We start from the raw sequence: 13705 nt of genomic DNA on the forward strand, positions 1-13705 counted from the left end.
GTTACTCGCTAGCGTCGGACGCGAGGCTAGGCACTCGCCGTTCCAACGCTTCATCTGCCAGGTGGCGGCCGAGCCGTATCAGTTCCCTACCGCGGTGGAATTCGTAAGTACTACAGACGGTTTTAGGTATTTCAATCAGCACATCGGGCGGGTAGCCCGCCACCTTGTACTTGGCCAGCGCCGCCTGGGTAATATCAAACGATTCCAGAATCATGTCCAGCTTGCTCCACTCGCGTTTACCGCGGGCTTCGCTGGTCTCTTCTAGCGCTTCACCCTGCCCGTTTATACCCTCACCGTTTCCACCTTCGCCGTTGGCGCCCAGGCCACTCCAAAGCTTGCGGGTTGCGGTACGCACATCGCCTATCCAGCTGCCCATACGTTGATCGCGCTGGCGCTCTTGTTCACTGCGGCTATCGGCTGATTTCGCTTCCTTGGGCAGCAGCTCTTCTAGTGTCACCGGCAGCGGACTGTGCGCCGTAACGTTCACCGCCACTACAAAGTCGGCGTGGTGGGCGGCAACCACGGGCATGATGGGGAGCGGATTGAGGAGCCCGCCATCTACCAGCACTTGCTCGCCTAAATGCACCGGGGTGATCACCCCCGGCACGGCAATCGAGGCGCGAATGGCCTGGAGCAACGGGCCGTTTTGAAACCACACCTCGCGTTGACGTACTAAGTCAGTCGCGACCGTGGTCACCGGGATCGACAGGTCTTCAATCAAAATATCGCCGACCAGGGCTTCTAGCTTGTCCATGACTTTACTGGCGCGCATGGCGCCCATCGGGCTCCAGGTCACATCGACCAGCTTAAGTACGTCCAGGTAGTCAAGCTGACACACCCAGTCGCGGTATTCGGGCAGTTTTCCAGCCGCATAGACCCCGCCAATCAACGCGCCCATGGAGCACCCTGACACGGCAATGATCTCGAACCCCCGCGCCTCTAATGCCTCAATGACGCCAATATGCGCATAGCCGCGGGCACCACCGCTGCCCAGCACCAAGGCAACCTTATTGCCACTGCCCACCTGCGCCAATTCATTCATCAACGTCCCCCCAATGACGGTTAATGACCATCGCCACTTGCTCAACCGCCTGGAGCTCCAAGTGCAGATGGTGACCGCCGTTTACCACTTGACGAGTTAAATCTTTCACGGCTTGACGTGCCGCTACTGCCCAAGCGCGCTGCCCCAAAATACCGCCTTCGCCCTCTATCAACAGCACCGGCGCGTCAATAGCCGCCAAAAGCGAGCGTACCTGCTCAGGGGTGAAGCGTACCAGCGACGGTTTCAGCAAACGGCTGTCGGTACGCATCTGGATGTGGCCATCGGCAGTCGCTTGGGTGTTACGCTCCACTAACGGGGTGGCCGTTAGGCTATCCAACGGTGTGACACCGCCTGCCACACGCGCCGCCACGGCACTTTCGAGATCCGGGTAACGCGGTGTGCGGGAAGACCGCCGGCGGTAAGCCGTCAAGCCTTTACGTAGTTGGTCGGCGGTCTCTTCTGCCGGCGTGTTGAGGGCGCCTAGCCCGTCAATCAACGTCAAGCGCTCGACCCGCTCTGGCAGCGCGGCGGCAAGCAAACAGGCCACGGCCGCCCCCATGGAATGGGCTAATACCTTCGCTTGCTCAAGGCCGAGTGACTGCATGGCATCCAGCACATCGTGGCAGTAGTCCCACAATGCATAGTCAGTGCCCTCAGGCGCGTGGGATGAATGCCCATGACCGCGGAAATCCAGCGCCACGATACGAATATCCCGTGCCTCCACCAACAGCGGCGCCAAACGCGAAAAGCTGGCCGCATTATCCAGCCAGCCGTGTAAGGCCAGCCAGACGGGGGCATCAGAACGCCCCCAGCTCAGCGCCGCTAGACGCCCCTGAGCAAGCGAAAGTGGCTGCGGGGCAACATAGCGCGCCGCCGTGGGATTAGATTGAGGCATCATTCACGGTCCTACTTTGAGCTGACTAGATAACAGTAGCGGGAGGTAGCTTCAGCTCGCGCCCCTTCAGGCTGCAAGATGACGACATGAGCAACAAACGTTACCATGCCGACCTTAATGCTTCCGCTGCTTTTTACCTCCACGTTTATTTTGGTGCTGATATGAAACCAAACCGCGATACTCGCGCCCGTAATCTGGTCTTTTTAGTTGCCGTTGTTAGCGCCATTGTCGTCGGCTTCTGGCTTGCGCGATAACGATTACGCTTCGCCGAGTAAACCCAGACTGGCTGCTGGCGCTTGGCGACGTAACCCTCGCGAAAGCGCATGACCAATCACGCCAATCAACAGCGCACCGCCAACGGGGAGGAGAACCCATAGCCCTAGATGAAAGCGCGGGGCGAGATCCAGCAGGTAAATATACAGCGCCGCCGTGGCGAGCTCAGCCAATACTGCCCCCATTAACCCACTGGCAAAGCCTAACAGCGCGTACTCGGCGCCCTGCACCCGTGAAATCATTCGGCTACCGGCGCCAAACACACGCAGCAGGCCGCTTTCATGAGCGCGTACCGGACGGCTAGCCGTTAGTGCGGCATACAGCACGCTAACGCCCGCCAGCAGCACCAAGGCGAGCACTAATTCCACCGCGCGGGTGACCTGGGTAAGCACATCGCGGACCTGGCCCAAAATCGCGTCCACGTTGAGCAGTGAGACACCGGGGAAATCGCTAATCAGCTCTCTGATCAAGCCATCTTCCGCCTCCGGCAAGTGAAACGCCGTAATGTAGCTATGGCCAAACTGCTCTAACACGCCGGGAGGGAAGATAACGAAGAAGTTAGGTCGGAAGCTGTCCCAATTCAGGCTACGTAGGCTGGTAATTTGGGTGGTGATTTCATCGCTACCGACCGAAAACGTCATTTCATCGCCAATGCTCAGCCCCAGCCGTTCGGCAAGGCCATCCTCTACGGAAATAGGTACCGGGGCCGTCTGTTGCGTCGTTTGCTGGGGCGTTGACTCTACGGCGCTCATCCATCCTTGGCTCTCTTCGTCTCCGCTTTGCTCGGCTGAGAACCATTCCCCTGCGACGACTTCATTGCCCTCAGGCAGCTCAGCCTGCCAGGTAAGATTTAACTCCCGACGCAGCGAGTTATCACCACGGGCATCCGGCGGTACGGCGTCTCTGGGCGACTGGTCATTTATCGCAACGATCCGCCCTCGCACCATGGGATACAGAGTGCTTTGGGTTTCCACCCGGGGTGAAATCGCCGCTTCAAACGCGTCGCGTTCGGAAGGCTGAATATTAATGGCAAAGTAGTTGGGGGTATTGTCGGGTAGCTGATCTTGCCAGGTAGTCAGCAGGTCGCCGCGCACCAAGACAATCATCGCCATGGCAAAGAACGTCACCGAGAAAGCCAGCAGTTGCCCCAAGCCCGCTTGACGCCGCCGCGCCAGTTGGCGACCGCCCAAGCGTAGCGCCTGAGACCACTCACTGCGCCCTGAGAACCTTTTCACAACACGCAGTAAGCCGCTAAGCAGCAGCGCGCTAATGACCCACAATAATCCCAACAACAGCGCGCCACCGATGAGTAGCGCGATGGCCAGCGGCAGACTACCCGAGTAGAGCCATAGCAAACCGCCAAATACAACACCCGCCACACCCACGACGAGCCACGCAGAAGGCGGCAGTGGATCAAGCTCACGGCGCAGGACTTTTAGCGCGCTGACCTGCTTAATGCGCAGCAACGTTGGCCCTGCAAACCCGACCAGCACCGCCAGGGCGGTAAACACGCCTAACCCCAGCGGCATTAGCCCCGGCGGAGGCAGCGTCATGGGTAGAAAACTCACCAACAGCCAGATCAAGAGCGCTTGGCCAATGAGCCCAAGCAGCGCCCCGATGGTCGACGCCACCAGCGCTAAGCCGATGAGCTGGAGGCTAAAGATTGTCACTAATTGACGCTGACTGGCGCCAAAACAGCGTAGCAGAGCGGCGGTATCCAGGTGGCGCTCCACGTAGCGACGCGTCGACATTGCCACCGCCACGCCAGCCAGCAACACCGCGGCTAAGCCTGCCAAGCCTAAATAGCTTTCCGCACGCTGGAGCGCGTTGCCAAGTTGGGGCCGGTCGACGCGCACATCGCGCACTTCGACGCCTTCACGGCGCAGCTCGGCAAGCAGCGCCTGAACCTCATCAAGTGCTGCCGGGGGCCCTGCCGCTAAAATTTCAAACTCTACCCGCGAGCCCTCTTGAACGAGCCCGGTCGCATCGATATCCGCGGTGTTAAGCATTAAGCGCGGGTTAAAACTGCCAAAGCCACTGGATTGATCCGCTTCGCGCTCGATAATCCCGGTGACGGTAAGCTCGGTTTGACCCACCTGTACCTGGTCGCCCAATTCAATCTCAATGAGCTCTATCAGACGCGGATCCGCCCAGGCCTCGCCAGGCGGCGGGCCCGAGGCGACTTGCTCGGTGCCATCGCCGAAATCTACGTAGGAGGTACCGTAATGCGGGTACACATCATCCACGGCTTTCAAGCTCGCAGGCTGAAAGCGATCGCCACGACTGATCATTGAGACCAGATCGATTTGATCGCTGAGCGTAAAACCCGCGTCTCGCAAAGTAGCGCGTAGCTCATCCGAAAAGGGGTCGCGCTGCTCAAGCACCAAATCACCGCCCAGCATTTGTCCCGCTTGACGCTCCAGGCCCCGCTCTAGACGGTCAAGGAAGAAGGCAATCATGGTAGAGGCGGCAACGGCCAAGACCAGCGCCATAAACAGCGCGCGCACATCGGCAGCGCGTAAATCGCGCTTGAGACTGCGCATGGCCAAGCGCCAATTCACATCGCTCATTGGCTCTCCTCTGCGTTTAACGCGGCCGGTTCGAAGGGTTCCAGCTTGCCGTGATCCAAGCGCAGGCAGCGGTCACAACGCCGCGCTAACGCGTGGTCGTGGGTAACCAAAATAAGCGTGGTGCCCGCCTCGCGGTTCAATGTGAAGAGCAGATCAATGACTTGCGCGCCGGTATCCGGGTCGAGGTTGCCCGTGGGTTCATCAGCAAATACCAGTTCTGGGTCGGTCACAAAGGCGCGGGCAACCGCCACCCGCTGCTGCTCGCCGCCGGAAAGCTGCTTAGGTAGGTGATCTACTCGCTCGCCCAGCCCGACACGTTCTAACCACTGAGCGGCGGTTTGCGTCTCCCCAGCGCGAGGCGATAGCTCAAGCGGCAGCATGACGTTTTCCAGCGCGCTCAGCGTCGGCAATAGCTGGAAGTTCTGGAACACAAAGCCGACTCGCCCGGCTCTCAGCGCGGCACGCCCATCTTCATCCAAACGGCTCAGCGCTTGCCCAAACAGCGTGAGTTCGCCGTCGCTGGGGGTATCAAGGCCGGCCAACAACCCCAGTAGCGTTGATTTACCCGCGCCGCTTTTGCCCAGAATCGCCACGCTTTCACCTGCCGCCACGTTTAGCGAAAGGTCGTGTAAGATGGTTAACGAGCGTTCACCGCTGGTCACCTGCTTAGACAACTTGTCAGCGTACAAGACTGGCTGCCTAGCGGGGCGATGGGGAACGTTCTCAGCCGCTTGGCTGTCGCTAAGAGGTTGGCGATCACCGTGGGGTGACACACTCGATGCTGTTTTATCGGTGGCTGAATTTGCAGTTTGATCTGAGGAGTTAGACATGAAGCGTGGCATCCCTATGGCATGGCATGGACTGTACCGCATGGTAACCGGATGGCTGGTGTTGCTGATAGTCACCTTTGCCTCTGCGTCTATCAACGCTGAGACTGACAGCACAGAACCTGACCCCACCCTACTGATCATGGGTGACAGTTTAAGCGCTGCTTACGGCATTGAGCGTGAAGCAGGTTGGGTGAGCTTACTGGCAGAGCGCTTGGGCGATAATGCGCAAATCATCAACGCCAGTATCAGCGGCGAAACCACGTCGGGTGGTTTGCAACGCTTTAGTGATCTTATAGGACAGCATCAGCCGGACATTGTCCTCATTGAGCTAGGCGGCAACGACGGCTTGCGTGGCTTATCACCGGGGCAAATGCAGGCTAATTTGGCTGAAATGATTGAGCAAAGCCAAGCAGCCGATGCTGAGGTGTTACTGCTCGGCATTGATATTCCGCCCAATTACGGCCAAGCCTACCGCGATGCGTTTACCGGTGTGTTTTATTCGTTAGCGGAAGAGTACGACGTGACACTGGTGCCCTTCTTACTCGAAGGTATCGCCTTAAACGAGGCCTTAATGCAGAGCGATGGCATTCACCCCACCGCTGATGCGCAGCCGATGATTTTAGATAATGTGTGGGACGCTTTGAAACCATTGCTAGAATCGTCGCATCAGGCAGCCGCTGAATAAGCCTGTCATGACATCCTGGATGTTGGGGTGTAGCACTTCAACACGCCAGCTTGTAACCTTACTCCCTATTCGGCGGTTATCAAGGCGATCCATGCCTGCTCCCTCTAGTCATAGCCCTCCTGTTTTATCGCGTCGGCAGTTCTTAGCAACTGTCGGCGCGCTTTGGTTGGGCGCGGGTTTTGGCATTCATCCAACGCCTGCCGCGGCGTTTGACCCGCAACGCTTACGCCAAAGCATGCAGCAGCAGTATGGGCAGGCCGGTTTATCCGTCTTAGAAGAGTGGTTTTCGCTACTTCAACAGCTGCAGAATAAAGATGTACAGGCCCAGCTGCGCGGGGTTAATGACTTCTTTAATCGTCGCATCCGTTGGATTGACGATATCCAGGTGTGGGGGCAAGAGGATTATTGGGCAACGCCGTTGGAAGCGATGGGTAAAGGGCAAGGGGATTGCGAGGATTACTCCATTGCCAAGTACATTACCCTCAAGCAGTTGGGCGTTACTAGCCGCTATTTACGCATGATTTATGTCCGTGCGCGCATTGGCCGTAGTCAAATTACTCAAGCCCATATGGTACTTGGCTATTACTCGGCTCCCGATGCAGAACCATTGGTGCTGGACAATATTGTTCCGTCGATCACCCCAGCCTCGCAGCGTACCGACCTTGACCCGCTATTCAGTTTTAACAGCGATGGCCTGTGGGCTGGCGGCTCTTCAGAATCACGCGCTGATCCATTGGCGCGATTATCACGCTGGCGAAGCGTTATTGAACGTATGCAAACGCAGGGTTTTCTCTAAGAGGATAGGCATCATGTCGCTGATCAAACAGCTCTGGCTGGCCATTATTGCGCTACTACTGCTGTCATTTGTGGGTAGCCTGGCCGTTAGCATTGCCAGTAGCCGCCACTATATCGAACAAGCCGTACGCATCAAGAATGAAGATACGGCTACCGCGCTGGCGCTCTCCATGAGCCAGCTCGATAAAGATCTAGTCACTTTAGAGCTGTTGGTTGCAGCGCAGTTCGATACCGGCTACTACCAGCAGATTACGCTACGCGATACCGATGGCAGCGTGTTAATAGAGCGTTCGGCCAATGAGTACACGGGTGATGTGCCCGCTTGGTTCCGCCAGTTAATCGCCTTTGATGTCCCCAGTGGCGTGGCGACCATTCAAGACGGCTGGCGACAGTTCGGCACCCTGGAGCTTGAGAGCCAACACAGTTTTGCCTATGCCTCACTATGGCGTAGCACCCTAGAACTAGCGGCTTGGTTTTTGCTTGCCGGGGCGATCAGCCTAGCAATCGCCACGATGGTCGTGCGCGGGATAAAACATCCGCTTTCACGGGTAGTCGCGCAAGCACAAGATATCAGCGCGCGACGCTTCACGACGATTAAAGAACCCCGCACGCTAGAATTACGCCAAGTTACCCAGGCGATGAACGTGCTGTCCGCCAATGTCCATCAAATGCTAACCCAAGAGAGCCATAAGCTAGACGAATTGCGCCGTCATTTACAGCACGACCGTGTAACCGGCGCACTCAACCGCGATGTGTTTATGGGCAAATTCGCCGCCCAGTTAAGCAGCGATGATGCACGTGCAACAGGCATGCTGGTAATGGTGCGGGTACAGGCATTAGAAACACTCAACGAACAACTTGGCCATGCGACCACCGATGGCCTACTAAGAACGCTTGTGTCGCAGTTAGGCCAGCTAGATGGAGAGGCACCCGAGCCGGTGGTAGGCCGCCTCAACGGGAGCGACTTTATACTCTTGCTGCCCCACGCCGACGATGTTGAGCAGCTAAGCCAGCACGTTACTAAAGCGCTGGCTGACGTATCAGCCACAGCGCCCGTGGCCGTTTACTTACCCACGGCGATTGTGCCTTATGCCCCGCATGATGAGCGCGGCACTTTGCTGGCAACGCTGGATGATGCCTTGGCTCAAGCCGAAAGCCTGAGTACGCATAAACAAATAGTCATACGACACCGCGAGCGGGTTTCGCTATATAGCAGCCATGCGGAATGGCGGGCAGAACTAGCGGCGGCGATTCACGCAGGCCCGGAATTGGCCTACTTCCCGGTCATTGATGCCCAGGGCGAGATTCTCCATTACGAATGCCCAGCGCGGTTAAAACTGGCAGGTGAATGGCAAACCGCGGGGATATTTATCCCCTGGATTACCCGCTTTGACATGGAATCAGCGCTCGATTTAGCCGTGGTGAAGAAAGCGCTAACCAATCTCAACACAGACCTTAAACCGGTTGGAGTTAACCTTTCAGCGGCGTCAATTACCAATACCCAATTTGTTAATGAGCTGCGGGCACTGCTTGAAGCACAGCCCAGCCTTGCTAAGCAGCTCTGTTTTGAAGTGCCCGCCACGCTCAGCACCCACGCTATTGGCAGCTTACGCGGCCTTTGCGCTGCGTTAAGGCCGCTGGGATGTACCTTCGGCATTGAGCACGTAGGCGCAGAATTCACCAAGCTTGCCGACTTACACGACGTTGGCCTTGCCTACTTAAAAATGGATAACAGCCTTATTCACCACATAAATACCTCCACTAACCAGCAAACCATCGTGCGTGGCATGGCCACACTGTGCCATTCGTTGGGTATTCAGGTGATTGGTGAAGGGGTGGCAGATAATGAAGAACTCATGTGCCTGTTCCTGGTGGGCGTCGATGGCGCGACCGGGCCAGGTGTCCGTCAGCCCGTTTAACGCTTTGATGGGTAACGCAAAAGACAGCGGCCCGTCGTTTTAGATGGTGTCGCTGTCATAGTCGCTAATCAACCCCACATCGTTAACACGCTTACGCAGCGACTGCCTGGTCAGCAGCTTTTCCTGCGCTTTTTCGGGCAAGTCGGTGAAGCGGATGATCCCCTTATCCATCAATAGGTTGATCACGTCTTCCAGTACCCGCACGAACTCCATATCCGACTGCCTGAGCAGCGCGGCCTCGTGGGTTTCAGCGTTAATAAATTGCTGTAGCTCAGTCGATTCAGGCGAGACATACTCCTGGCAGTCATCGCTTACGGTACGGCTGACCTGGCTGATCTCGCCCTGGCTGTCGCGGTTGACGTACATGGTGATAGCGCTCCCAGTGGCAGCCAAGCTGCCGTCATCGTTGAGTATGGTTAGCCTAACAAAAGGCCCCGCTTGGCGGTACCAAGCGGGGCGTAGTGGCTTACAACACGGCGTTACTGATCGATATTCAGTTGACCATTTTCGATCAATTTGGCAATCAGCTCACTGCCGCCTTCATTAGGCGCCGCACCCAGATCACTGAATGTTTTACCTTCCAAGTGAACCACCTGGTCAGCATTCTCCTTGCCAGACAAGTTGCCATCCGAGCTGATATACAGCGTTGTCGTACCATCTTCCTCTTCGGCGAAAATGTACTCATTGATGTTGTTTTCGTTCTCGCCGTCAAGCAGTTCGGAAAGATCCAACTTGTCATTTTCACTCGACGAGAAGTCCATGACGATATCAGTCGCGGGACTATCTTCCGTGCCTTCGTCATTTAGCTCCCACTTGAAGGTATCGGCGCCCAACCCACCAATCAAGATATCATCACCTTGACCGCCAATGAGCGTGTCGCTACCGGCAGCATCATACTCAGCCTGTGACGGATTCGGATTAATCAATGACTCTGCGTGTTCACGGATGTAGTTCATGATTTGAGCATCATCCGGCTCAACACCACTGTTCACTTCCCAGGTTAGATATTGCACCAACCCTTCGTATCCCATTCCATGACCGGTTTCGATTGTTTCATCGTCGCCATTTGTCCAGGTCAGGTCATCCGTAAACAGCGCATCGCCAAAGATAACATCATCACCATCACCGCCTGTCAGCACATCATCACCCTGTTCAGCCGGGCCTTCTGTGGTATTGCCTTCTTGTAGCTTGGCAAGCAGTTGATCGGCATCATTGACGACTTGAGGTTCGCCGACTGGGCCAGTAACAACATCATCTGGCTCGGTAAGCAGGATATTATCAATGCGAAGTTCTGCATTTTCCCAATGTCTACCGTTACCAGAGTCATTGACTATATAAACGATCCGATACTCACCAGAATCCAACCCTTCAATATTTACTTGAGTGAAGCCATTTGTTCGGCTCAAACCAACCGGTTCCTGCGTTTCCCAGTCATTAGAATTATACTTCTGCAACTGCCAGCTAAAACTATCATTCGAATGTGCATCATCAGTCCGGTAATCGAATTGCAGCGAAGCACTAGCATCCCCCCCAGCAATCATAAAGGACGCACTAGTGGCAACGGTTGCCCCATTACCACTATTATCACGAATACTTAGATAACCATCTGGGTCTCCTAATGACCAGTCGGTATTATTTATAGAAGTGACAGAACCGCTGTTGTCTCCAGTTTTTTCCCAACCTCTATCAAGCGGATCAACTTCATAATCATAACTTGACCCAACAAAGGGGACATAACGATCAGTAAAGTCAGCTAATAATGACGTAGTACTAAATACCTCAGCACCGGTTCCAGTATTGTTAGTGTTATCAAAGAAACGTAGATAATCGGCATTTACCTCGTTACCGTTGCCAATACCGATACCATTGACTTCACTGATATTGCTCAATGCTTCAAAGGCTTCAACGGCTGCCTGGAGTGTTTCGAAATCAGTACTATTGCCGGTTCCACCATCATTATGAGAGGTAGGCTCCCCATCAGTCATAAAATAACTGATGAATTCATGGCCACCGACTTCGTCTGGTTGGGGTTGCGTACCAAACCATGCCACCGCTTCATTAAAAGCGTCTTCATAGTTGGTGCCGCCATTGGCTGAAAAATCACCAATTTCATCCAGCAAATCACTCAAACGTTGAGGATTATTGGCCAAATCAGCGACAGAGATTTTCAGTGAAGCCTCTTCGGCAAAGCCGATCAAACCAATGTTGATGATGCCATCATGATTTGAAAGATCATTGACAAAGGTCTTCAGACCATCTTCCACCATCTGAATACGGTCGCCTGACATACTACCTGACTCATCGGCGATAATAGCAATGCTGTAGTTTTTGCCAGGGTTGAACTGCTGATCTCGACCACCCACGTCACCAATCAAGACATCATTGCCACCTTCTGTGGTGTGCGTATTGCCCTCATTGGTGCCAACATACAGCTCATCCGGTGCAGCGATGGTTTCACTATCCGAGCCATCTTTAGAACTTGCCGCATCAGGGTCATACGCCGTCGCTATGGCTTCCACCGTAAGGTCACCCTCATAATCTGAAGGCACGGTCAACGTCAATCCGCTAACAGTCACGACACCGGTATTCGGATCCACCTCTACAGTTGGGCCGGTGTAATCATCATTCTCCGTACCTGTTAACAGTAACTGCCAGGTACTAATACCATCTGCTGTTCCGAGCAGTTTGCTATCAGAAAGCTCAACCCCTTTCGGTGCCTTCACAATCAGTTGAGTGATGTCCTCGGAGAAATCCGTATCTTTCGGTGTCGCTGTGATATCGACTGAGTAGCTAGTTAAAGCAGATTCATAGGAAACGCTATGAACCATAAAGTCGCTTTTACCATCATCAGGCACTGTGAACTCTATGGCCTCTATCATTTTGCCTGAGGACGCGGTCAGTGTGATTGGCTGACTAACTCTGTCTGCTCTACCATCGTCGTTAAGGGCCAGCTGGTCATTACCGCTAATCGAGAAGACTTCACTGGTACTACCGTCAGTGTACTTGATTGTGTATAAGCCCGTTTCTTCCAGACTTTCGCTATCACCCCGCAGCCACGCGATCTGGAAGGTCAAGGATGAAGCCGGTGAATCCAGATTCACAACCAGCTTTTCACCCTGTTCTATTTCAACTGCATCCCCATTTGTCTGAGCATCATCACCGACCCCAAAACCAGTGGGCTCAAGGTCATTGCCGGACTCATCCTGATAGCGAATGGCAATGTCAGTTTGCTCATCAGACGCATTAAATGCCTGCACAGTAAAACCTTCCGGATTACCGTCTTTGCCATCAGGATTGTTCAGAACATTAAACAGATTAACAGCCAGCATCTCCCAGTTAGTGGTTGGAGTAAGGTTCAACTCAACAGTCGGCTTATCCGTCACTGGTGTTACGTCAATTGTGGCCGTGGCAGTTTCGGACAGTAAACCTTCATTATCCTTGGCGACATATTTGAAGCTAGTACCCTCATAAGGATCGTTGCTGTTATTGCTCCAGTCCTCGTCCGGTACAAAGGTCAACGTTACTTCACCATTAGTGGCAGTAACCTCATCACGATTATTAACAACACTATCGCCGTTAAACAGAGTGCCATTTTCAGGCAGGCTGTGGATCACAAAGCTTTCTACTGTGCCATCAGCATCGGTTGCTGATAACAACAAACTGATACCTGTGCTGTCTTCCTCACCGCTTGCTTGGCTACCCAAAGCTTCTGGCGCATAATCTAAGTCAACCGAACCGGGTTGACCATCACTGGTGATCGTGCCAGTGATATTACCGTCATTCATATCACCATCAGCATCGGTGATGCTTACCGGCAGATCCAGCTCAACATCGATTAGGGTGATTTCGGTGTAGCTCACGTCACCACCGACACGATAATCCACATCTCCAGCCAGGAACTCAACCGAGGCAATGGCAAGATTTGAAGCACCGCCTTCCCAGATGACATCTGCTGAATCAATATTAATCTGGAAAGGATCTTTGGGGCCGTTGGAGTCGATACCAACAGAGGCCGTTCCTTTCGTGCCATCAACAGCGGTGAAGGAGAGATCGATAGTCGTTGCCGCGCCACTTTGTGTATTAACAGCGATGGACAGGCTATTCACACCCGCCACTACAGAGTTGGCCAGAGCACTATCGACGTCAGCCTGATTATTCAACGCCCCTGAAGCAGCAACATCATCGTAAAAGTAGAAGGTAGTTGAATCTGAGGTACCCGAATCAATCCACTGACTACCTGCGCCAACGTAACCGATGCTACCGGCGTTACTGGTGTTCGTAGATGTACCTTCTGAAACAATCAGTGTATCAATGCCATCAGTCTGGGCAGCCCAGGCGACTGAATTGTTACCACTTAAATCACCAATAGCAAATGTCTGTTCGCCACTCTCAAGATAGAAGGTGCCTTCGGCGACGCTGATGTCATAATTACCTTCAGCGTCGTTGAGGGTGATGGTAATCGCATCAACATCTGAAGCCGTTGTAGCAGTCAATACATCACCATCCAGAGACCAGCTCAGTGCTTCTCCGTTGAAGAGCACCTGTTCACCGTTCTGTGTGACATCCTGGTCATTGATCGATGTGTCAAACGCGATGTCACCAGCACCATCAGCCCCGAAGAGGCTTTCCAGCGAGATGTCATTAATAATTTGACCATCCTCAATCGTACCGAAGGATTCAGGTGCGATTTCGGGCA

General features: G+C 54.3%; 10 protein-coding genes. 4 read left to right on the top strand and 6 right to left on the bottom strand.

Annotated features, from left to right (window positions below):
• Position 1: 1 nt before the first annotated feature.
• The gene (locus HVA01_RS12750) at positions 2–1042 is read right to left on the bottom strand and encodes a patatin-like phospholipase family protein (RefSeq protein ID WP_146875785.1); all 1041 of its coding nucleotides are present in this window, start codon (positions 1040–1042) and stop codon (positions 2–4) included.
• Entirely contained in the window at positions 1035–1937 is a 903-nt protein-coding gene (locus tag HVA01_RS12755) for an alpha/beta hydrolase (RefSeq protein ID WP_146875803.1), read from the bottom strand. Before HVA01_RS12755 ends, HVA01_RS12750 begins: the two co-directional genes overlap by 8 nt.
• Before the next feature lie 86 nt (positions 1938–2023).
• Between HVA01_RS12755 and HVA01_RS17405 the strand changes: the two genes are divergently transcribed.
• The gene (locus HVA01_RS17405) at positions 2024–2191 is read left to right on the top strand and encodes a hypothetical protein (protein ID WP_170243515.1); all 168 of its coding nucleotides are present in this window, start codon (positions 2024–2026) and stop codon (positions 2189–2191) included.
• A gap of 3 nt (positions 2192–2194) precedes the next feature.
• Here the strand turns inward: HVA01_RS17405 and HVA01_RS12760 are convergent, their stop codons facing one another.
• Positions 2195–4780 (bottom strand): ABC transporter permease, encoded by a 2586-nt coding sequence (locus tag HVA01_RS12760; protein ID WP_146875786.1) that lies wholly within the window; start codon positions 4778–4780, stop codon positions 2195–2197.
• A complete protein-coding gene (locus HVA01_RS12765; RefSeq protein WP_146875787.1) occupies positions 4777–5610 on the bottom strand; it encodes an ABC transporter ATP-binding protein in 834 nt (277 codons plus the stop codon). Before HVA01_RS12765 ends, HVA01_RS12760 begins: the two co-directional genes overlap by 4 nt.
• Between HVA01_RS12765 and HVA01_RS12770 the strand changes: the two genes are divergently transcribed.
• The 3 genes from HVA01_RS12770 (at position 5609) to HVA01_RS12780 (ending at position 9009) form a co-directional block, all read left to right on the top strand.
• The gene (locus HVA01_RS12770; RefSeq protein WP_146875788.1) at positions 5609–6295 is read left to right on the top strand and encodes an arylesterase; all 687 of its coding nucleotides are present in this window, start codon (positions 5609–5611) and stop codon (positions 6293–6295) included. The genes HVA01_RS12765 and HVA01_RS12770 overlap by 2 nt on opposite strands.
• A 91-nt stretch (positions 6296–6386) precedes the next feature.
• Complete coding sequence (locus tag HVA01_RS12775) at positions 6387–7091, top strand: transglutaminase-like cysteine peptidase (protein ID WP_146875789.1); 705 nt, start codon at positions 6387–6389, stop codon at positions 7089–7091.
• 13 nt (positions 7092–7104) lie between these two features.
• Positions 7105–9009 (top strand): bifunctional diguanylate cyclase/phosphodiesterase, encoded by a 1905-nt coding sequence (locus HVA01_RS12780; RefSeq protein ID WP_146875790.1) that lies wholly within the window; start codon positions 7105–7107, stop codon positions 9007–9009.
• Positions 9010–9048: 39 nt separating this feature from the next.
• Here the strand turns inward: HVA01_RS12780 and HVA01_RS12785 are convergent, their stop codons facing one another.
• The gene (locus HVA01_RS12785) at positions 9049–9375 is read right to left on the bottom strand and encodes a tryptophan synthase subunit beta like protein (RefSeq protein WP_146875791.1); all 327 of its coding nucleotides are present in this window, start codon (positions 9373–9375) and stop codon (positions 9049–9051) included.
• 113 nt (positions 9376–9488) lie between these two features.
• Positions 9489–13705 (bottom strand): type I secretion C-terminal target domain-containing protein (locus HVA01_RS12790; protein WP_146875792.1); only part of this gene is annotated, 4217 nt, incomplete at its 5' end.

The organism is Halovibrio variabilis (assembly GCF_007991175.1).
In the GTDB taxonomy this organism is placed as follows: Bacteria; Pseudomonadota; Gammaproteobacteria; order Pseudomonadales; family Halomonadaceae; genus Vreelandella; species Vreelandella variabilis.